Source organism: Campylobacter sp. CNRCH_2013_0671h, assembly GCF_025773055.1.
In the GTDB taxonomy this organism is placed as follows: domain Bacteria; phylum Campylobacterota; class Campylobacteria; order Campylobacterales; family Campylobacteraceae; genus Campylobacter_D; species Campylobacter_D lari_D.
This window is the reverse complement of record NZ_JAKMTG010000009.1, coordinates 23,963-44,676: the sequence shown is the minus strand read 5'-3', so window position 1 is coordinate 44,676 and position 20,714 is coordinate 23,963. Positions and strand designations below refer to the sequence as shown.

At 28.6% G+C, this 20,714-nt stretch carries 18 protein-coding genes; 5 read left to right on the top strand and 13 right to left on the bottom strand.

Annotated elements, in window-relative coordinates; translation table 11 throughout:
* Nucleotides 1-110 precede the first annotated feature (110 nt).
* From L8X97_RS06935 to L8X97_RS06910, 6 genes are all read right to left on the bottom strand, one after another.
* Nucleotides 111-2,219, bottom strand: a complete 2,109-nt coding sequence (locus tag L8X97_RS06935; RefSeq protein WP_263659813.1) for a polyribonucleotide nucleotidyltransferase — start codon at nt 2,217-2,219, stop codon at nt 111-113.
* 135 nt (nt 2,220-2,354) lie between these two features.
* Nucleotides 2,355-3,014, bottom strand: coding sequence for a phosphoribosyltransferase family protein (locus tag L8X97_RS06930; protein ID WP_263659812.1), 660 nt, complete (start codon nt 3,012-3,014; stop codon nt 2,355-2,357).
* Nucleotides 3,011-5,047, bottom strand: coding sequence for an LPS-assembly protein LptD (locus L8X97_RS06925; RefSeq protein ID WP_263659814.1), 2,037 nt, complete (start codon nt 5,045-5,047; stop codon nt 3,011-3,013). Before L8X97_RS06925 ends, L8X97_RS06930 begins: the two co-directional genes overlap by 4 nt.
* Entirely contained in the window at nt 5,037-5,495 is a 459-nt protein-coding gene (locus L8X97_RS06920) for an RDD family protein (RefSeq protein ID WP_133319881.1), read from the bottom strand. Before L8X97_RS06920 ends, L8X97_RS06925 begins: the two co-directional genes overlap by 11 nt.
* Entirely contained in the window at nt 5,492-6,742 is a 1,251-nt protein-coding gene (gene purD / locus L8X97_RS06915; protein WP_263662931.1) for a phosphoribosylamine--glycine ligase, read from the bottom strand. Before purD ends, L8X97_RS06920 begins: the two co-directional genes overlap by 4 nt.
* Nucleotides 6,743-7,000: 258 nt before the next feature.
* Nucleotides 7,001-8,440, bottom strand: a complete 1,440-nt coding sequence (locus L8X97_RS06910) for a hypothetical protein (protein ID WP_133319879.1) — start codon at nt 8,438-8,440, stop codon at nt 7,001-7,003.
* Between the two features lie 112 nt (nt 8,441-8,552).
* Here L8X97_RS06910 and L8X97_RS06905 point away from each other — a divergent pair, with 112 nt between their 5' ends.
* Nucleotides 8,553-9,104 carry a class I SAM-dependent methyltransferase gene (locus L8X97_RS06905; protein WP_263661656.1) on the top strand — a complete coding sequence of 184 codons (552 nt, stop codon included), beginning with the start codon at nt 8,553-8,555 and terminating at the stop codon, nt 9,102-9,104.
* Here L8X97_RS06905 and guaA read toward each other — a convergent pair whose 3' ends face one another.
* Both guaA and nhaD read right to left on the bottom strand, forming a co-directional pair.
* A complete protein-coding gene (gene guaA, locus L8X97_RS06900) occupies nt 9,105-10,640 on the bottom strand; it encodes a glutamine-hydrolyzing GMP synthase (protein ID WP_220567179.1) in 1,536 nt (511 codons plus the stop codon).
* Between the two features lie 9 nt (nt 10,641-10,649).
* The gene (nhaD, locus tag L8X97_RS06895; RefSeq protein WP_263662930.1) at nt 10,650-12,008 is read right to left on the bottom strand and encodes a sodium:proton antiporter NhaD; all 1,359 of its coding nucleotides are present in this window, start codon (nt 12,006-12,008) and stop codon (nt 10,650-10,652) included.
* Nucleotides 12,009-12,142: 134 nt separating this feature from the next.
* Here nhaD and L8X97_RS06890 point away from each other — a divergent pair, with 134 nt between their 5' ends.
* The 3 genes from L8X97_RS06890 to L8X97_RS06880 are packed head-to-tail and all read left to right on the top strand — an operon-like array spanning nt 12,143 to nt 15,427.
* Nucleotides 12,143-12,616 (top strand): hypothetical protein, encoded by a 474-nt coding sequence (locus L8X97_RS06890; RefSeq protein ID WP_263662929.1) that lies wholly within the window; start codon nt 12,143-12,145, stop codon nt 12,614-12,616.
* Nucleotides 12,609-14,402 (top strand): excinuclease ABC subunit UvrC, encoded by a 1,794-nt coding sequence (gene uvrC / locus L8X97_RS06885; RefSeq protein WP_263662928.1) that lies wholly within the window; start codon nt 12,609-12,611, stop codon nt 14,400-14,402. Before L8X97_RS06890 ends, uvrC begins: the two co-directional genes overlap by 8 nt.
* Nucleotides 14,399-15,427 carry a hypothetical protein gene (locus L8X97_RS06880; protein WP_263662927.1) on the top strand — a complete coding sequence of 343 codons (1,029 nt, stop codon included), beginning with the start codon at nt 14,399-14,401 and terminating at the stop codon, nt 15,425-15,427. Before uvrC ends, L8X97_RS06880 begins: the two co-directional genes overlap by 4 nt.
* Here L8X97_RS06880 and recR read toward each other — a convergent pair.
* The 3 genes from recR to L8X97_RS06865 are packed head-to-tail and all read right to left on the bottom strand — an operon-like array spanning nt 15,414 to nt 17,888.
* Nucleotides 15,414-15,986: a recombination mediator RecR gene (gene recR / locus L8X97_RS06875; RefSeq protein ID WP_263662926.1), complete on the bottom strand. Its 573-nt coding sequence runs from the start codon at nt 15,984-15,986 to the stop codon at nt 15,414-15,416. The two genes, L8X97_RS06880 and recR, sit on opposite strands and share 14 nt — an antisense overlap.
* A 1-nt stretch (nt 15,987) precedes the next feature.
* Complete coding sequence (locus L8X97_RS06870) at nt 15,988-17,220, bottom strand: ArsS family sensor histidine kinase (RefSeq protein ID WP_220567174.1); 1,233 nt, start codon at nt 17,218-17,220, stop codon at nt 15,988-15,990.
* Nucleotides 17,217-17,888 (bottom strand): response regulator transcription factor, encoded by a 672-nt coding sequence (locus L8X97_RS06865; RefSeq protein WP_066006696.1) that lies wholly within the window; start codon nt 17,886-17,888, stop codon nt 17,217-17,219. The genes L8X97_RS06870 and L8X97_RS06865 overlap by 4 nt, the downstream gene beginning before the upstream one ends.
* 115 nt (nt 17,889-18,003) lie before the next feature.
* On the opposite strand from L8X97_RS06865, the gene dnaJ reads away from it, so the two are divergent.
* Nucleotides 18,004-19,125 (top strand): molecular chaperone DnaJ, encoded by a 1,122-nt coding sequence (gene dnaJ, locus L8X97_RS06860; protein WP_263662925.1) that lies wholly within the window; start codon nt 18,004-18,006, stop codon nt 19,123-19,125.
* Here the strand turns inward: dnaJ and L8X97_RS06855 are convergent.
* Together L8X97_RS06855 and L8X97_RS06850 are read right to left on the bottom strand one after the other, a co-directional pair.
* Nucleotides 19,122-19,904 (bottom strand): shikimate dehydrogenase, encoded by a 783-nt coding sequence (locus L8X97_RS06855; protein ID WP_263662924.1) that lies wholly within the window; start codon nt 19,902-19,904, stop codon nt 19,122-19,124. The genes dnaJ and L8X97_RS06855 overlap by 4 nt on opposite strands.
* The gene (locus L8X97_RS06850) at nt 19,901-20,707 is read right to left on the bottom strand and encodes an SPOR domain-containing protein (protein ID WP_263659801.1); all 807 of its coding nucleotides are present in this window, start codon (nt 20,705-20,707) and stop codon (nt 19,901-19,903) included. The genes L8X97_RS06855 and L8X97_RS06850 overlap by 4 nt, the downstream gene beginning before the upstream one ends.
* Nucleotides 20,708-20,714 lie beyond the last annotated feature (7 nt).

The window sequence follows — 20,714 nt, the reverse complement described above, 5'->3', positions numbered from 1 at the left end:
CTGAGCTAACGAGACAATCAAAAAATGAAATTATGCCAAAAGAATATTTTTTTGTCAAGATCTAAAATAAAAATTTAAGCATATTCTTAAATATGCTTAAATTTAAACAATTAAGCTAAGTCCAACGACACTTTTCCATTTTTAATTTCTGCCACCTTAACCTTAACCTCGTTACCAATTTCTAGCTTTTCCTTGAATTTAGAATTATGCAATAAACCATCTACGCCATCTCTAAGTTCTACAAAAACTCCAAATTCTACAACTTTTTGAACTTTTCCTATAAATTCTTCTCCGATATCAAATTTAGGCACTTCTTTTCTATCGCGCTTTTTATTAGAACCTTTAGAATGAACTAAATTTAATATATATTCTTTGCTTTGAGAAATAAAATCATGATTAATTCCTGCTATTTTAACCTCACCTTTATCTCTATCTAAGTCAATATTAACTTCAAATTTTTCTATAATCTCTTTTATAGTTTTACCACCTTGGCCAATAATATCAGGGATTTTACTTGGATCTACATTAAAAATTTCAATCTTTGGTAAAATTGCTTCATTAACAACTATGTTTTGATTGGCCTCTTCCATTAATTGTAAAATGTGCTCCCTAGCTTCTTTTGCTTGATATAAAGCCTCTTTTAAAACTTGTTGCTCTATACCGCCAAGTTTTATATCCATCTGCAAAGCAGTGATTCCCTTGTAACTTCCTGCTACTTTAAAATCCATATCTCCATCATGATCCTCAAGACCCATAATATCTGTTAAAATAGCATATTTTTCATCTTCAAAAACAAGTCCCATTGCCACACCTGCCACTAGTTTTTCACTTTTTACCCCTGCGGCTCTTAAAGCCAAAGCACCACCACAAACAGTAGCCATAGAACTAGAACCATTACTTTCTAAAATTTCAGACACTAAACGAATAGTATGAATATAATCCGTATCAATACTAGGATGTAAAGCTCTTTTTGCTAAATTTCCATGCCCTAACTCTCTTCTACCTGGAGCTTTTATAGGAGTAGCCTCACCTACGGAAAAACCTGGAAAATTATAATTTACCATAAATTTTTCGCATATAGGATTTTTTTCTGTTAGTAAATCTGACATTTGCGCATCATTATCACTTCCCAAGGTAGCTATAACCAAAGCTTGAGTTTGCCCTCTAGTAAAAAGACACGATCCATGTGCATTTGGCAGAATATTTGTCTCTATATCTATCTTTCTAACATCTTTCAAGCCTCTACCATCTGCCCTTTTATTTTCATTAAGAATTTGACTTCTAACAAGCTCTCTTTTGCACAAATATAAAGCTTTCTCAATATCTTCAATTTTCCATTCATTTTCAATAGCATTAGCTTCATTTTCAATCTCTTTTGCTATTTGTGAGATTTCACTTGCTCTTTCACTTTTTGCCATTTGGTTAATTGCAATTTTAAGCTTTGAGATATAGGAATTTTTAATAAAATCAACAATTTTGCCACCATCTGTTTCTATTTTAAATTCAAGTTTGGAATTTTTTCTATAAGCAGCAAAAACTCTTTCATATTCATTAGAGCCACGCAAAATCGCATTACCTGCAAATTCTAAAGCCTTTAAAACATCATCCTCATTAAGCTCGTTCATACAATGTTGACCATTTTGTTTGTTTGCTAAAGCTCTCATTTCTATCATTAAAAGCTCATCTTTAACACCTGCCACATAAAGGTCTAGGGTGCTATTTTTTAATTCACTATTGCTTGGATTTAAAACAAATTCATTATTCATACGACCTATTCTTACACCACAAACTGGCGCTTTTATAGGAATATCACTTAAATATAAAGCAATGCTTGCGGCATTTAAACTCATCACTTGCAGATCTACTTCAGGATCAGCAGAAAGAACCATTACTACAATTTGAGTTGGATAGGCATAGCCTTTTGGGAAAAGAGGTCTTAAACTTCTATCTATAATCCTTGCACTTAAAGTTTCATTATCACCTGGTTTAGTTTCTCTTTTTACATAACCACCTGGAATTCTTCCTGCTGCATAAGCTTTTTCTATATATTGTACCGTAAGAGGTAAAAAATCCTCTTCTACCATTTTTTCTTCTCTAGCAACAGTTGCCAAAACTACAGCATTTTTTTCTTGCATTAAAACTGCACCTGCTGCTTGTTTTGCAACCTTATTAGTCTCAAATATTTCAAGATGATTATTAATATTTATTTCATGTCGCATGATTTTTCCTTTAATATTTTCATCATAGGCAAAAACCAAATAAGCTTTTTAAATTTTAAAAATTAAAACTTAAAAAGCCTGTTTTTGTTTTGCCTATAAATTTATATCTAAACAACCGATTGTTTAGATATAAATTTATCTCTTTAATGGAAGATAATATTTACTTTCTTCTAAAATATCTAAAATTTCATGAGCTTGCAAAATCGTTTTATTTTTAAAATAAAACTCAATATTCACAAAATGATCAATTTTTTGCACACAATAAACCTCATCTACAAAAACACCGATATATTCATATACATCACTTGGCATTAAAGCAGTAGCATAAACAATACTATTTACTTCTTCTTTTAACAAACTTTTAATACATGAAGAAGCAGTAATTCCACTTTCGCAACCTTCATGCAATATTAAAATATTTCCCCCTTTTAAATCCTTTAAAAGATTTCCTTTTCTATAACGATACACATTTTTTAAAATTTTTTCTTCGTAGGTTCTATTGGCTTCACCATAAATATAATCTAAACTTATATCAAAAGCTTTAACTAAAGCCTCATTATAAACCAACTCCTTTGTTTCACTAATCATAGCTATTTGACATTCATCATTATTAGGAGCTTTAATTTGTTCTGTAAATAAAAAATCATATGGAATTTCTAATTTTTGTGCTAGTGTATCAACAAAAACTATCGATTTTAAAGAAGGTGTAATAATAATATAATCTTTTAGTTTGTTTAATGGTAATATATCATATAATTTCTCAAGTGCATCTTTTTCATCTTCAAAAAATATCATATCGACCTTTCATTTTCCTCTAAAGAAAAATCATAAGATACTCCGCCTAATGGATAAAAATTAAACATAAAATATACACCACTTTGATCTTTAGCACTAATACCACCACTTGTAAGTTTAGGTGAAATATCTTTGCGATACATCAAAGAATAATTCCAACATTTTCTTTGATAAGTATAACCTATCTCCCATTTTTCAGGATCTTTGTTCAAATCAAACCACAATCCGCCAAAAATTTGATAATTAGTATTTATATCATATTGGGCTTTAGTTCCTATAAAATTATATTTTTCATTCTCATACATTCTATAAGCATGGTTTAAACTAATCTTCCATTCACCATAATCAAACAAAGCTTCACTAAAAACCTTATCAAAACGATTATCAACTCCAGAATATTCAGCTTCATTTCTTAAACTTATATAATCATTGTAAAAATATTCTACAACATTATCAAAAGCACCAAAGCTACCTTCTTTAGTAAAGTATTTAACCTTCAAGTTATGATATAATTTTTTTTTGCCTAAAGTATTATAAAAATACTGATACATTGAAAAATTAAGTTGCTCAGGATCATTTTTTAACTCTACAAAATCTTCAGTGATTTCACCTGATTTAGCTCCAGGTAGAAAATAATTAACCCCTAAATATAGAGTATGATAAAAATTTTCATATGGCTTTGAAAGATCTGTATATAAAGAAAAATTATGAGAATTTCTAAATAAATGTTCTTGATTTTTAACATCTGTATTAGAATAATCTACAAAATTTGCATATATCCTTTCTGTGAAAGCAAAATTTAAAAAATCATCAAAAAAACTCGTATGATAAATTAAAGGTAAATCAAAATCTAAAGTTTTAGCATAAATACCCGTATGTCTATAATACCTATGAAAAGAAGCATCCAAGCTATATTGTATATAATTATCAAAAAATCCATTTAAATATCTATGATATTGAAAAGATGGATATTCTTGTAAAGTATCTTTATTGCTAATTTTAGAAGTGTCTATATAATACTTTGCATAAGCACCATAATAATTATCATCATCTGATAAAAAATAATTTATTTTAGAAGTAACTAAAGAAGCTTCGGTTTTTGCGCTAGAACTTAAATTCATATAATCAACATCATTTAAATAAGTAGCATCAACCCATAAACCCTCTTGAAATTCTTCACCTAAAAGACTTTTAAATAAAGATTCATTGGAATATTTAACCCCTAAACCATAGTGTTCTTTATTTTTTAAATTTTCTTCTCTTTTATAACTTGATTTTTCACCAAAAATACCACCGCTAATTTCACCTTGAGAATAAGGGGTATCAATAAATCTTAAAGTTGAGTATAAGCCATAACCTCTTTTTGTTCTAATCTGAGGTTCAAATTGAATGTCCGCATTATCATCAATAACATAATAAATTGGCTGATTATAATATAGCCCCTCACTTTGTTTTAAAACTACTTGGGGAATTAACAATCCGCTTTTTCTTTTAGTATCTACACTAAAACCAAAATAAGGTAAATACATTACCGGAACATTTTTTACATATAATCTTGCATTATAAAGATGTAAAAAATTACTCTCTTTGTTTAATTTGCCTTCATCAAAACGAATTTCCCAATCAGGATTTTCAACATTACAACTAGATACAACAGACTTTTTACTCATTACAAATTTGTCATCAATTTTAGCTTGATGACATTGTAGCCAAACCTCCAAATCATTATTTGAAAAAAATAAATTTTTAAAAGCTGTAGTGTTATCTTTTAAGTTAATCTTCGTATAAGTAGAATTAGTTCTTTCTTTTTGCCCCCTTAAGATATTAACATCTCCAAAAAGCTCCAAATCTTTTGTTGTTTCATTAAATTTAGCCTCGCTTGCAGTTATCAAATAAAAATCAGATACCACAACTACATTATTTTTTGCCTCTATAATATCATTTTTTTTAACAACATCCAAAGCATAGATATCTACTTTAGAAGCATATAAACTTCCTATGCAAGCCAAAGAAAGTAATATTTTACGCAAGATCTATCACCACTGTTTTGGCCGCATAATCATGCCAAGTTTTTAAAACGATATTGCTTAAAGCCCAAGCAAAACCCAAACCATACAACATATCACTAATTTGCCTCACACCTGCTCTTAAAGCACTTTGAATGAAATTTGGTTTATCTAATAAGTTTTGATCAATAACCATAATCTTCAAAAGCATTTTTCCTAAAGTTGCGCCATATAAATATGTAAATAAACTATGATATGTAAATTGCAAAATTAAAGTTCCACCAGCAAAACGTATTAAAAGATTGTGAATTTCATCATAAGTTTGCATAGAACTAATCTTATCAAATAAAATAATACTCACAATAGCTAAAATCACAAAACTATCAACAATATAAGCTAAAAATCTTTTTTTAAAACTTGCTATTTTTAGCTCTTCTTTTTCTAGTTTGTCAAATAATTCTTGATTTGCACTCATTTAAGAACCTGAAAAGCAATATCTTTTCTATGTTGTTTTCCTTTAAAATGAACATTATCACAAAGCATATAAGCGTTTTTTTGCGCTTCTTCAATACTTTTTCCAGTTCCTACACAAACTAATACACGACCACCACTAGCATATAGTTTGTTATTTTCTAAAATTACTCCAGCATAAGAAATATGAGAATTTTGCGGAATTTCTCCTATATCAATTAATGCTTTTGGAGAATCTTTATAAGGATAGTTTTTACTTGCACAAACCACACCTACTGCAAATTCATCTTTGATTTTTATACGAGTATTTGCAAGATTTTTATTCACACATGCTAAAAATAAATCCAAAGGATTTTCTATCAAAGGCATCAAAACTTCACACTCAGGATCACCAAAACGCACATTGTATTCTAAAACATAAGGTTTATTATTTACAACCATCAAACCTATAAACAATACTCCAACAAATTCAGCACCCTCTTCTTTCATACCTTTAAGAGTTGGTACTACTATATCTTTTTTTACTTGCTCTAATAAATTTTCACTTGCTAAAATACTTGGAGCATATGCACCCATTCCTCCTGTGTTTGGTCCCTTATCATTATCCAGTAATCTTTTATGATCTTGTGCAGCAGGTAACAATATAAAATCATCTCCATCACAAACTGCAAATACACTTAATTCAAATCCGTTGAGATATTCTTCTATAACAACAATCTTACCAGCTTCACCAAAACTCTCTCCGCTAAGCATATTTTTAGTAACCTCTAAAGCTTCTTCATGGCTTTGAGCAATAATCACACCTTTGCCCGCACACAAACCATCTGCTTTTACCACTATAGGAGGAGTTAAACTCATAATAAATTTCTTAGCTTTCTCATAATCTGTTGTATTTAAAAATTTAGCTGTTTTAATTTTATATTTTTTTAAAAAACTCTTCATATAAGATTTTGAAGCTTCAAGCATAGCAGCAGCTTTAGTAGGACCAAAAATAGCAATATTATTTTCTTTAAAAAGATCTACTATACCCTCTGCTAGAAAATTTTCACTTCCAACTATGCAAAGATCAATCTCAGATGCCTTTGCATAAGCTGTAATAACCTTAGGATCTTTCATATTAAGATTTGTTCCTATTTTAGCGGTAGCACCATTTCCTGGTGCAAAATAAAATTCCAAATTATCATTTGTTTTTTGAAGAGCCAAAGCGATAGAATATTCCCTAGCACCGCTTCCTAATATTAAAATTTTCATTATTTTCCTTAAAATATCAAAACCCAAATGGCCGGAGTATAAGTGTCTGACCCTCAAAAAGTCAAAGTATGCCATTAGGTGATTTTTAAAGGCTGCAGCTTCTCGCTTTTTTCAAAACTCAAACGAAGTCACAGAACACGGTAAATCACACATCACAGCTTATAATTAATGTGTTGGATCCTCTTTAATACCATATCGAACCATTTAGGCATTCTAATTATAACTAAGAAAACTTAAAAATAGGGTTTAAAAGGATTTTTATAAAATTTTGAATTTAGTTTTAGAGTCCTTTTTTAAAAAATACTTTCCTTCTAAAATAACATCAGCAACAGATGCCCAAATAGTTTTTTCATCTACATAAACTATATCAAATTCAGTATTTTTCATCAATCCTTGATAATTTACTTTTTTAGGTGCATGCTTAACAACATAATAAGGATTCATTGCAAAAATTTGGATTTTCATATTAACATATAAATCAGGATTGGAAGTAACTATTAAAAAACTTTTTTCACATTCTTTTCTTACTTTTTTAACATAAGAAAGCAGTAATTGATCATTTGGATTTAGTGCATGTTTATTTAATCTATTTAAATAAAGTTCAGCAAAAGAAAGAGTGCAGAAAGAAATTTCGCTTGCAGTTTTAAAATAAGAATTTTTTATACTTGTTGATTTTAAAGATTTTTTCCAAATTTCTATATCTAATTTTGTAGCACATATATTTAAACCTTGTTTAATTTTCTCAAAAAGTTTCTCTCTAGCCATATTAAAACTATTATTAAAAATGGTAAGATTTTTTTCATAGAAAGACTTTCTCATTGCCTCTAATTTTTCAATGCTTTTTGTAAAATAATCTACTTCATTTTTTATTTCAACAAGCTTTTGTTTTTTACTTTGTATCATTTCTTCAAATTCTTGTCGTTTTTTGCCACTTTCTGTTTCTATTCTCGCTTGTTTTGATTTAATATCTGTAATCAAAGTACTCATTTGGCGATCAAGTGCTAATTTTCTATTTTTCCTATTGTCGATCGAAGCAAGAAGTGCTTGATAATGACATTGATGAGACAAAAAGACTTCATCATACAAACGCTCCATGTTGATATGTTTTTGCTTATCTTTCATATCTTTATAAGCCATTTCAAGATGTACTATAATATTTTTCATAGCAGAAAAGTCAGCTTGGTTAATGGTATTATCTGAAAAAAGCAAAGTATCCAAAGCTTTATGTAAAAAACGCTTCATAGCAAAAAAATCTATAATATATGGCACCTCATCTGTATTAATATCTTTCACAGCATTGATTGATAGTGTTTCATTATAAAAATACCTTTGAATAGCTTGTGGGATAGTCAAATTTAGAGTAATCTTATCAAGATTATCATAATCGGTTTCTCTATAAAGCTCTTGAACATAAGCATCACGTCTTGTTAGTCTTAAATCCTCCAATTCATCATCACTATCTGTTTTCCAAAAATCTCTTTCTTTAATAAAATCATTATCTCCAAATTCTTGAAATTTAGAAGGTCTTAAATCTGTAATATGCTTTCCATCGGATCTAAACTCAACAAACATACCAACCGTTGGCATGCTTCTTTTATCGTGCCAAGCATGTTTGTTAAATTCAAAAAATGTTTTTGCAAGATTAATTACTGTTCCTCTTCCAGTACCATCCACATAAACCATTATTTTTCCATGCATATCCAAATCCTTGATCTAAAGAAAAATTAAATTCTTATTTTAACTTTGTTTTCATAAATTTACAATAATATTTTAAAATTTATTAAAAATAACTATCTTAGGTATTTAATCTATGTTTTTATATCAATACTTTAAAAATCCAAAACAAACAGGAGCATTTTGTGCAAGCTCAAAAAAACTAAGCAAACTCATAACCTCTCATGTCCAACATGCAAAAAATATTATTGAAATAGGACCTGGAACAGGAAGTTTTACCAAATATATCCTTAAGCAAAAAAATCATGATGCAAGATTTTTTGCAGTTGAAATTAATCCACATATGGCAAAAAAACTACAACAAAATATAAAAAATATAGATTTAGAAATTAGATCAGCGGAATTTCTACCTGATATGTTAGAAAAAAGAGCAATCAACAACGCAGACTTAATTATTTCTGGAATTCCTTGGGCTTTATTAAATCCCAAAGAACAAGATTTATTATTAAAATCCATTCATGAAGTTTTAGAGGAAAATGGTTGCTTTGCAACATTTGCATATATACTGCCCACGCCAAAAGGAAGAGCTTTTAAGAAAAAACTTTTTACTACTTTTAGCAAGGTAGAAATTTCACCTATCATTTGGCAAAATCTCCCTCCTGCTTTTGTTTATTTTTGCACTAAATAACTATTCCCATTCAATAGTCGCTGGCGGCTTACTAGAAATATCATACACCACACGATTAATTCCTTCTACTTCATTAATAATACGGCGTGAAATATTTTCTAGTAACTCATAAGGTAAATGAGAAAAAGTAGCTGTCATACCATCACTTGCATTCACCACACGCACACAAACTGCATTATCATAAGTCCTATTATCTCCCATTACGCCAACACTTTGCACATTTAAAAGCACGCAAAAAGCCTGCCATGTTTTATCATACCAACCACTGCTTTTTAATTCTTCAATCAAAATCACATCAGCTTTTCTCAAAAGCTCCAAACTAGGCTCATTTACTTCACCCATAATGCGTATAGCAAGCCCTGGACCTGGAAAAGGATGACGATAAACTACATCTTTACTCAAGCCAAGTTCTATTCCTAAAGCTCTTACCTCATCTTTAAAAATTTCTTTTAGAGGTTCAATAAGTTTTAAATTCATCTTTTCAGGTAACCCACCCACATTATGATGAGATTTTATGGTTTTACTAGCTCCTACAACCGAACTTTCAATAATATCAGTATATAAAGTTCCTTGTGCTAAATATTTTACATCTTTATGTTTTTTAGCTTCTTCTTCAAAAACTTCTATAAAGGTATTTCCTATAATTTTTCTCTTTTGTTCAGGATCCCTAACACCTGCTAAGCGACTTAAAAAAATCTCCCTAGCATCAATACTAATTAGATCAATACCTAAAGTATGTCTAAACATATATTCAACTTGCTCTTTTTCACCGCTTCTTAAAAGACCATTATCAACAAATACTACTACCACTTGATCTTTTATCGCACTTGCTAGTAATGCAGCCACTACACTGCTATCAACCCCACCACTAACAGCACATAATACCTTATCATTACCTACTTCTTCTTTAATTTTTTGCGCTTGAGTTTTTGCAAAAGATCCCATATTCCATATACTATCACAATTACATGCATACTTAGCGAAATTTTTTAAGATGCTTTTTCCAAACTCACTATGTTGAACTTCAGGGTGAAATTGTAAAGCAAAAAATTTACGCTTTTCATCTCCAAATACACAAAAAGGACTATTTTCGCTTGTTGCTAAAACCTCAAAACCTTGTGGTAAATTTTCTACCTTATCAGAATGACTCATCCATACTGTTTGTTTTTTAGGTAAATTTTTAAACAAGTCACTATCATTTTGAATATCTATAGTTGCTTTGCCATATTCTTTATGACCTGCTGGAGCTACATTTGCACCAAAATGATGTGCCATAAGTTGCATACCATAACAAATTCCTAAAACTGGTATATTTAAATCAAAAACACCTTTATCACAAAAATAAGCATCATTTGCATATACACTAGCCGGTCCACCGCTTAAAATAATACCCTTAGGCTCTTTAATTTTAATTTCATCTAAACTTACATTAAAAGGTAAAATTTCTGCATATACGCCCTGCTCTCTTAATCTTCTTGCAATGAGCTGTGTATATTGCGAACCAAAGTCCAAAACCAAAATATCTGCTTTTTTCATCTAACTCCTTTATAAATTTAACAATTGAAATTGTATATACCAAACTATAATAGATACTATATATCCAACTAAAATCGTCCATGCATATTTTAAATGAGAATTAAAAGTATAAATTCCTTTCATTTTTCCCATTACCCCCACACCAGCTGCTGAGCCAAAGCTTATTAATGATCCTCCAATTCCTGCTGTAAGAGTTACTAAAAGCCATTGAGTATCATCCATACTTGGATTAGCTTTTAATACCGCACTCATAACCGGAACATTATCTACAATAGCAGATAAAAATCCTACGCCTATATTAATACTAGTAGCTCCAAATTTTGTATAAAGATCGGAAGCATAAGCAAGCCATCCAACAAAATGTAAAGCGCCCACAGCAGATAAAATTCCAAAGAAAAATAATAAAGTATCCATTTCAATACGCGTCATATAATGAAAAATATTTAAATCTTTTTTACCTTGTTTTCTATTGAAAAAATACATATATAAGCTGAGCAAAGAAAGACCAAAAATCATACCCCACATTGCAGGCAAATCGCAAATACTATGGATAAAAACTGCTAAAGCGATAGTTAAAAAACCAAGCACAATAAATACTTTACCACCTGGTTTAATTTCAACTTTTTCTAGATTATCTTTATGAAAATTTGGCTCAACATCAGGCACATAACGCGATAGCAAATAAGCCGTAAGAAACCATCCAATAAAAGAAGCAGGAAAAAGAGCAAAAAATTCAAAAAAGGTAGCTTTTTTTGCCGTCCAAACCATCAAAGTAGTAATATCACCAAATGGCGACCAAGCTCCACCAGCATTAGCTGCTACTACAATATTTATAGCACCTGGGATTAAAAATTCTTTATTATGTTTATCTATAGTTAAAAGCACAGTAGATAAAATCAAAGCTGTGGTAAGATTATCTGCAATCGGAGAGATAAAAAAAGCCAAAATTCCTGTTAGCCAAAATAATTTTCTATAAGTATAACCCTTGCTTACAAGCTTATATTTTAAAGTTTCAAAAACCGATCTTTCTATTAATGCTTCTATAAAAGTCATTGCTGCTATTAAGAAAAACACAATTTGTGCGATTTCCAAGATAAGATGATTAACACTTTCTTCAAGTATTTGCGTGTCTAAATCATTTACTACCATATATATACCAATGACAATAAAAGAAAATGTTCCTATAAACAAAGCAGGCTTAGTTTTGTTGATATGATATTTTTCTTCTGCTGCGATAAAATAATAACCTAATATAAAAATTATTAAAACACCTATACCCAAAGCACTAAAAGCCAAATTTAACTCATGAGTTTGACCTGCTAATAAAAAGCTAATACTAAAACAAAGCAAAAAAAGTATTCTACTCATATTTCACTCTCCAAAGATTGGAATTTTTTTATTTCCTTTACGCTGCCATTATTATCTTTTATTTCATAAAATGGAGCAGCTTTATAACCACATGCACTTAAAAATATTAATAAAAAAAATGTTACAATAATTAAATGGAAGTTAAAAATGATATTAAAACAAGTCGTGATGTTATTGATATATTTGCTAATTCTGAAAAATATAAACATTATAAACCTTTAAAAGCACTTTTGCAATATAAAGAGTTTTTAAAACTGTTTAACCATAATCACCAACAAATGATTACTAAACTCTTTATAAAAAATAATACTTTGATTATTTTAGTTAAACACCACATTGCATATATGGAACTTAATCACGATAATACCAAAAAAATGATTAAAAGTCTCATAAAAAACTATATTTTAGCTAAGCCAATGAGTAATTTTGCAAAAGTGGAAAATGTAAAAATACTTAGCGACAAAAACTTTATATCCAAAAACAATACTTTTAACGCACATAAAAAAACTCATCTAGAACTTTCTAATGGAAATTTTAAAAACCATTTTGAAAATCCTATTTTATATAATAAATTTGAAGAACTGCGAAAGCTTATAAAAAATGCTTGAAAATGAACTCAAAACCTTGCCTAATTTACCTGGCGTGTATCAGTATTTTGATATACAAGGTAAGCTTTTATATGTAGGTAAGGCCAAGAATTTAAAAAACCGCGTTAGAAGTTATTTTAATTTCACTCCAAATCTTTGCCCAAATCCTAGCAATAGTTTAAGAATTCAAAAGATGATTAGTCAAACCCATCATTTAGAATTTATTACCACAAAAAGCGAGGCCGATGCTTTAATACTAGAAAATTCTTTTATAAAACAATTACACCCAAAATACAATATATTATTAAGAGATGATAAAACCTACCCTTATATTTATATAGACTTAAATGAAGATTTTCCAAGATTTGAAATTACAAGAAAAATTATCAAAAAAAATAAAATAAAATATTTTGGTCCCTTTTTTAAAGGAGCGAAAGAGCTTTTAAATGCTTTATATTTATCTTTTGAGCTAAGACAAAAGAAATCTTGCAAAGAACTTTGTCTTTTTTATCAGATTAAGCGTTGCAAAGGTCCATGCGAGCAAAAAATCTCTAAACAAGAATATGAAAAAATTATCCAAAAAGCCACACAAGCTCTTTTAAATCCCTTATCTTTAACAAAAAATTTAGAAAATAAAATGCTTGAATACGCAAAGAGTGAAAACTACGAAGAAGCAGCTCTTATAAGGGATCAAATTAAAACAATTGAAGATTTAAGTGTAAAAATACAAATAGACCTTGCAAAATTAGAAGATTTTGATATTTATGCTATTTATTGCGAAGAAAACATACTCTCCATGGTGCGTTTTGTAATAAATAATGGTAAAATCATTAGTTCAAATCATAAAATACTAGCTCTTAATAGTCAAAACGAATTTGACTTAAATGCAATTTATAAACAATATATTCTAGAAAATTACACACAAGAATCTCCAATAAAATCAACTCATATTTATACACACAAAGATTTTGAAGACATGAAGCTACTGCAAGATCTACTCAGCGAGAGATTTTCTAAAAAATTTTACCTTAAATCGCCAAAACTTGGTGAAAAAAAAGCCCTATGCGAGCTTGCTCTAGAAAATGCAAAAATAAACATACAAAAGCATTTAAAAAATGAAAATTATTTATTTTTAAAAGAATTAAAAGATTTTTTCAATCTGCAAAATTATCCCAATCATATAGAAATTTTTGATAATTCTCATATGCAAGGTGATGCAATTGTAGGTGCTTTAGTAACCTTCAAAGATGGGAAATTTGATAAAAGCTCTTATAGACACTATCATTTATCTTATAAAAATGATTATGATCAAATGCTTCAAATCCTTAGTAAAAGAGCTTTATCCTTTGATAAAAATCCACCGCCTGATTTATGGCTGATTGATGGCGGGAATGCCTTATTGAAACTAGCAAATGATATTATTAAAAGTTCTGGAGCAAATGTGGATATTTTAGCTATATCTAAAGAAAAAATAGATGCTAAAGCTTATAGAGCAAAAGGAAGTGCGAAAGATAAAATTTATACTCAAGAAGGAAAAATTCAACTTTCTACCGATGATAAAAAATTGCAATTTTTGCAAAAATTACGCGATGAGGCACATCGCTTCGCAATTAGTTTTCACCAAAAAACAAAAAGAAAACAGGACCTACAAAGCTCTAAGTTGATACAACTTGGAATCTCTCAAGGTTATATTAAAAAATTTTTAGATTATTACGGTAGTTTTGATAAAATCAGTAAAGCCGATTTTAATGAATTAAAATCACTTTCTAATATAAAAATAGCCAAAATAATTAAGGAAAATTTATGATATTTTTTATTAGTTCTTTAACTTTGATTTTATGTTTTTTCAATTATTATTTTTTATATCCAATTGATCAAAAATTATTCTATATTTATACCTCTATTAGTATTTTAATATTTATCGCTACATATATTTATTTAATTATAAAAAATCAAAAACTTAAAAAAGATAATATCATTATTCAAGAAATAGAAAAATTTTTAAAATTATCAAGTTCAACCTCTTTAATAGATCTAAAAGAAAAATTAAAAACATCATTTGAGCTAACGCAAAAACAATTGCAAGATCAAAAAATACAAAACAAACTTTTACAAAAAAACTTGCAATATCTTATTCAAAGTTTTAACTATATGCGATTAGAAAATTCCATTACACTAAAGCCGATTTTAAAAAAATATCAAATAAATACAAAAACAAAAAATATTATTTTTAAGAATATCCACGCATGCATTGTAAATGATGATATGATTGAAAATTTTTTATTACAATGTATTTTATTAGATATAGGCATTAGTAGTGAAATTTTTGATGATTTTCAAAAAGTAGAGAAAAAATATTCCTTTATTATTTCAAAGAAGAAAATAAAAAATACGCTAAACTACACATTTGTAGATGTCAATGTCAAAGATCTTATCAATTTTTTAAGTACAAATTTTAAAGAAGAAAGTTATCAAATAGCAAATTTATACAATGTATTGATTTTTAAATCTTCTAGTTTTGAAAATAATCTAATTTTAAATATAACCAATCAATTTTGCTCAAATAATCAAATCGTAGATAGCCTAAGTGATTTTAAGAACGCTTTAAAATTAAATTTTAGATTAATTTTGGTTGATTATGAAGTCATAAAGTTCGATATTTTACATTTTACTCAAATACTACATGAATATAAAATACAAAATTCACAAAATAAAATTTTACTTTTTACCAAAAATAGAGTTAAAAATTGCGATTTTGCCGATGAAATTATAAATGACATTAGCAAAAATGAATGGATAATTTTACTTAAAAAATATATCAATCAAGTTTAGTTCTATGATTAATAGCCTTATGTAAAGATATAAAATCGACATTTTCCAAACTAACACCGCTTGGAATACCTTGGGCTATTTGGGAAAAACTCAAATTTAAATCCTTTAATTTTTCCTCTATAAAAAAAATTACAGCGTCTGAATTTAAGCCTTGAGTAAAAGCGAAAAAAATTTCTTTAGTATTTTTATTTTCAATCATTACTCTTAATTTAGTAATATTTTCTTCGTTGGTATTTTCTAGTACAAAATAAAGCCCATCATAGCTTTTACTATCTTCTAAAATTAATACATCTTTAGGATCTTGCACTATACAAATAATATTACTATTTCTTTCTATATCAGAACAAACTTCACATAATTCATTTTCACTTAAAGCCCCGCATTGTATACATTTTTTAATCCCTCTAATGGATTCTTCAATACTATAAGCAAGTTTAGAACCTAGCAAAGGATCTTTTATACAAACATGATAAGCAAGTCTTAATGCAGACTTTTTACCGATAGTAGGCAATGCAGAAAATGCATTTACCAATTCATTAAATTTTTCTAAATCTTTCAAGTCATTTTAACCTTGAAAAAACAATCTTAAAAATATGATAACCATCTTCATAACTATAAGTTAAATTATAACCATGAAGATTGCAAATATTATTGATAATATAAAGCCCCAATCCCATACCTTCAACTTGAGTATTTTGTTCTCTTACAAAAGGTTTCAAATAATAATCAAAAGTTTTTTTAAGTTGAACCCCTTTATTTCTAACAATTACATAGTCCCCTGAACATATAATCTCACAAGCTTTATCGTCAGAATATTTAATAGCATTATCAATCAAATTTTTAAGCATTAAGGAAAAAAGTTCTAAATCAGCAACAATCATAGTATCTTCTTTGTAAGAAATCTTAACTTTTTGATAAAAATCATCTCTCATGAGATAATCTTCAGCCTGCTCTAAAATTAAGCTCAAATGATAAGTTTGCAAATTTAGTTGGCAATTTCTAGATAAAACTTTTTCAATTTTACCAAATTCATCAATCAATAATTCAAGTCTTTCAAAAATCGCTACTAAGCGGTCTTTTTGTTTTTGATTGTCTAGCATCTCACAAACTATCCTACCTTTTCCAATAGGTGTTTTAAGTTCATGCATAATCATTCTTAAAAAAAATTGTCTTGATTTTACTAATTCTTGTATTTTATTAATAGCATGATCAAATTCAAAAGAAATTTCTGAAATTTCATCATTAATTTGTGAATATTCGGATAAAGGTTCTATTTTTCCAGCACTAATATTTTTAATTTTCTTTTTTAAAATTTTTAAAGGCATTAAAGATCTTAAAACAGAAAAATATAAAAATATAATCAAAATCAAACTAAAAAAGAAACTTAGTAAAAACAAATACTCTAAACGCGTAGATGCATTTAGCTCATAAAGCTGCTTTAAATTAACTTGTTCAACATAAAAAAAAATTTGATTATGGTAAATAATAGAAGAAAAACTACCGTAAGCAGAATTAACCTTAAGCACCTTTTCACCTTTTGCAACTATATGTTTTGCACTGCGTTCATTTTCAACTATTTTAAAAGACTTAGAAAGAAGATAATCATGAATTGAAAAACCTTCTTTTCTTTCTAAATTATATATAATTTTTTCTACAATTTCTTTTTGTCTATTTTGCTCATTGGTTAAATAAGAATCAACCTGAACCTTACCCAAGAGCACAAACAAAGCACAAACAAACAAAAAAGCCGTTGCAAAAAGAACGGTAATCTTAAGATTAATAGTTACTTTCATCCTATTAATTTATATCCTATCCCTCTAACTGAAAAAATATGCTTTGGTGCCTTCGAACTATCGCCGATCTTAGTTCTAAGCCTACCAATAATTACATCTAAACTTTTAGAATCTTTATCTTTTAAGCTTTTGCAGTGATACACAAGCTGCTCTCTGCTAACTGAAAATCCATGTTGTCTTATCATATAACTTAAAATTTCATATTCAGCAGGAGTTAAAATTAAAACCTCTTCATTGTAACTAATCTCATGTCTTTTTTCATCAATTTTAAAAGCTGAATTGATTATTTTTTCAGGAGTTTCATTTACGCGTTTTGAACGACGGATTAAACTCATAATTCTTGCATGCATTTCTTTAGGATCGTAAGGCTTTGGTAGATAATCATCCGCACCTATTTGAAGTCCTACAATTTTATCACTTAAATCGCTTCTAGCTGAAGAAATAATAATAGGAATACTATATTTTTCTCTTATTTCGCGACAAACTTCAAGACCATCAAGTCCAGGTAAAGTTAAATCAAGAATTAAACAATCATAATTTTTTATACCAGCACTCATTCCCAAATACGGATCTTCATAATTAGTAACTTTGATATTAAATTGGGCCAAATATTCTGCTAAAAACTCTGCAAAATCTGGATCATCTTCGATCATTAAAACATTAATCATCTCTACCCCTTATTAGTGAAAATATGTTACAAACTTAATATTATAACACATAATTTAACTATTCATTTATTTTTTTGCTAAAATTATAATATTAATTTTTCAAGAGAGGAAAAAAGTGGAACTTAATTATTATGAAATATTAGAAATTTCTCAAACTTCAGATAAAGAAACTATAAAAAAAGCTTATAGAAAAATGGCATTAAAATATCATCCTGATAGAAATCAAGGAGATAAAGAAGCTGAAGAAAAATTTAAACTTGTCAATGAAGCTTATGAAGTACTTAGCAATGATGAAAAGCGAAGTATATATGATAGATACGGCAAAGAAGGATTAAAAAGACAAGCCGGTGGTTTTGGTGGTTTTGGAGATGTTGATTTAGGGGATATATTTTCAAGTTTTTTTGGAGATGGATTTGGTTTTGGAAACTCAACGCGTAAAAAAGAAAGAGGAAATAAATATCCACATGATTTAAAAATAGCGGTAAAGATTAGCTTCAAAGAGGCTGTTTTTGGCTGCAAAAAAGAAATTGATTTTACCTATAAAACATTTTGTAAAATATGCAATGGTAGTGGATCAGAAAATGGAAAAGAAGATATTTGTTCTCATTGTGGAGGAAAAGGACAAGTTGGTGTTAGACAAGGTTTTATGACTTTTGTACAAACTTGTGATCATTGTAAGGGCAGTGGGAAAATAATAAAAAATAAGTGTAAGACATGCCATGGAAATGGTTATGAAGAAATAAAAGATCATATAGAACTTGATATACCAGAAGGTATTGATAGTGGTATGAGTCTTAGAGTGCAAAACAAAGCAAATAAGCTTCCAAATTCTTCTCAAAGAGGTGATTTGTATATCAAAATCGTTGTAGAAGATGATAATAAATTTATTAGACATGATGATGATATATATACCATAGTACCTGTATTTTTTACCCAAGCTGCTCTTGGAAAGACAATTAAAATTTCCACCATAAGAGGAGAAGCTGATCTTAAACTTCCGGTGGGTGCAAAAGATAAACAAAAATTTGAATTAGCTAACGAAGGTGTTAAAAATATTCACAATGGAAAACTTGGTTCGCATATTGTACAAATTGAAATAAAATTTCCAAAAACACTTACTGATGAACAAAAAAATCTACTATTGCAACTTGAAAAAAGCTTTGGCTTAGAAAATGAGGAAGCTTTTATAGAACAAGAAAGCTTGTTTGATAAAATCAAATCTTGGTTTAGTCACTAAGGAAGTTTTAAAGCCATCTCCATGGCTTTATAAATTTCTTCTGTTTTTTGACACTCTAAAAATAACTCAAAAGCAAAAACACCTTGCCATAAAAGCATTTGCGTGCCATCTTTTATTTTTAATCCATTTTCTCGTGCTAACTTTAAAAAAGATGTTTCTCTACTATAAATAACATCAAAAGCATACTTAGCTTTTTGAAAAATATTTTTTAAAATCCTTTCTTCACAAGGTAAACTTTCATCATGTAAACCCACACTAGTCGTATTTATTACCAAATCAAATTGTGTATTTAAATCAAGTTGATCATATAAAAAACATGGATAGATGGTTAAATTTTCAAATCTAGCACTAGAGCGATTTGCTATTGCAACTTCAATATTTATAGATTTTAAAGCATAAGCTAAAGCTTTAGCGGTGCCACCAGCACCTAAAATCAAAGCATTTTTAATAGAAAAAAAATTTTCAATTGCTTTTAAAAATCCCAAATAATCTGTATTGCAAGCATAAATTTTACCATCTTTGTTTATTAAAGTATTGGCAGATCCTATTTGCTTAACACTTTCATCACAAAAATCTGCAATTTTATACGCTTCTTCTTTAAAAGGTATAGTAATATTTGCTCCATCAAATTTTTGAACAATTTCTTTTAATTTTGCTTTATTTTTTAAATGGTATCTTGTATATATTGCGTCTTTTTTAAGAACTTGTAAAGCATTATTGTGCATTCTTGGGGATTTAGAATGCACAATAGGATCACCTATAACTGTGAAAATTTTCATTTTACTCTAAAAGTAAAAGCACCTTTTGCGATTTTAGAACGCACCTTTTCCAATTCAGCTTTTAATTCGCTTTCTTTATAAGGCCCAACTAAAACTTTTGTAAGTTCTTTGCCATTTACTGTTGTTTTGTAAATTTTATATTCATATCCATTTTCTTTAAGTATATTTAATTCTTTTGATTTAGGATCAAGACTATTTAAAGAAAAAACTTGGATATAAGTACCTGCTGCAAGGTGTGTTTGAGTCTGCGGTGTTTTTATGCTCTCAAACAATTCATTTGCATTGCTTTGCTCTGGGGTTTTTGGCTTTTCAACAACATTAGTTTTTGATTTTTCAGAAGGTTTTTGAATTGGTTTTTCTATAGATTTTTCTACAGGCTTAATCTCTTCTTGTTTTTCTTCCACCTTAGCTGGTTCTTCTTTTGGTTCTGTTGATGTAATTTGATCTAATACACTATTGCTTGGAATTTCCTGTTTTTCCTCTATGGTATTATTTGCATCAGCCAATGAACTTTCTTCTTTCAGTTTTCTAGCTAAAGCTTCAAATTCATCCTCTTCTTTAGTATTATCTGTAATAGGCAAAGAATTAAAATTATTTTCATAAGAAGCTTGCTCTTGCGGCTCTGATGGCATTTGTAGTGATTTTTCCTCGCCTGGATCATTAATTAACTTCATTGCTATCATTACTACCAAAAACACAATAATTAAAATAATCGATCTGAGTAAAATTTTTTTAAGTTTTTCACTTTTATTGCTTTTTTGCAAGATAATATCATCAAATTCATTTTTGTTGTTTTCTTCCATTTTTCAT

What these genes read in the sequence shown, in the direction of transcription:
- L8X97_RS06850 (WP_263659801.1), bottom strand. Translation starts at nt 20,707, where the DNA reads ATGGAAGAAAACAACAAAAATGAATTTGATGATATTATCTTGCAAAAA.
- L8X97_RS06920 (WP_133319881.1), bottom strand. Translation starts at nt 5,495, where the DNA reads ATGAGTGCAAATCAAGAATTATTTGACAAACTAGAAAAAGAAGAGCTA.
- L8X97_RS06870 (WP_220567174.1), bottom strand. Translation starts at nt 17,220, where the DNA reads ATGAAAGTAACTATTAATCTTAAGATTACCGTTCTTTTTGCAACGGCT.
- L8X97_RS06905 (WP_263661656.1), top strand. Translation starts at nt 8,553, where the DNA reads ATGTTTTTATATCAATACTTTAAAAATCCAAAACAAACAGGAGCATTT.
- L8X97_RS06855 (WP_263662924.1), bottom strand. Translation starts at nt 19,904, where the DNA reads ATGAAAATTTTCACAGTTATAGGTGATCCTATTGTGCATTCTAAATCC.
- L8X97_RS06935 (WP_263659813.1), bottom strand. Translation starts at nt 2,219, where the DNA reads ATGCGACATGAAATAAATATTAATAATCATCTTGAAATATTTGAGACT.
- uvrC (WP_263662928.1), top strand. Translation starts at nt 12,609, where the DNA reads ATGCTTGAAAATGAACTCAAAACCTTGCCTAATTTACCTGGCGTGTAT.
- guaA (WP_220567179.1), bottom strand. Translation starts at nt 10,640, where the DNA reads ATGAAAAAAGCAGATATTTTGGTTTTGGACTTTGGTTCGCAATATACA.
- nhaD (WP_263662930.1), bottom strand. Translation starts at nt 12,008, where the DNA reads ATGAGTAGAATACTTTTTTTGCTTTGTTTTAGTATTAGCTTTTTATTA.
- purD (WP_263662931.1), bottom strand. Translation starts at nt 6,742, where the DNA reads ATGAAAATTTTAATATTAGGAAGCGGTGCTAGGGAATATTCTATCGCT.
- L8X97_RS06930 (WP_263659812.1), bottom strand. Translation starts at nt 3,014, where the DNA reads ATGATATTTTTTGAAGATGAAAAAGATGCACTTGAGAAATTATATGAT.
- L8X97_RS06890 (WP_263662929.1), top strand. Translation starts at nt 12,143, where the DNA reads ATGGAAGTTAAAAATGATATTAAAACAAGTCGTGATGTTATTGATATA.
- L8X97_RS06880 (WP_263662927.1), top strand. Translation starts at nt 14,399, where the DNA reads ATGATATTTTTTATTAGTTCTTTAACTTTGATTTTATGTTTTTTCAAT.
- L8X97_RS06865 (WP_066006696.1), bottom strand. Translation starts at nt 17,888, where the DNA reads ATGATTAATGTTTTAATGATCGAAGATGATCCAGATTTTGCAGAGTTT.
- L8X97_RS06910 (WP_133319879.1), bottom strand. Translation starts at nt 8,440, where the DNA reads ATGCATGGAAAAATAATGGTTTATGTGGATGGTACTGGAAGAGGAACA.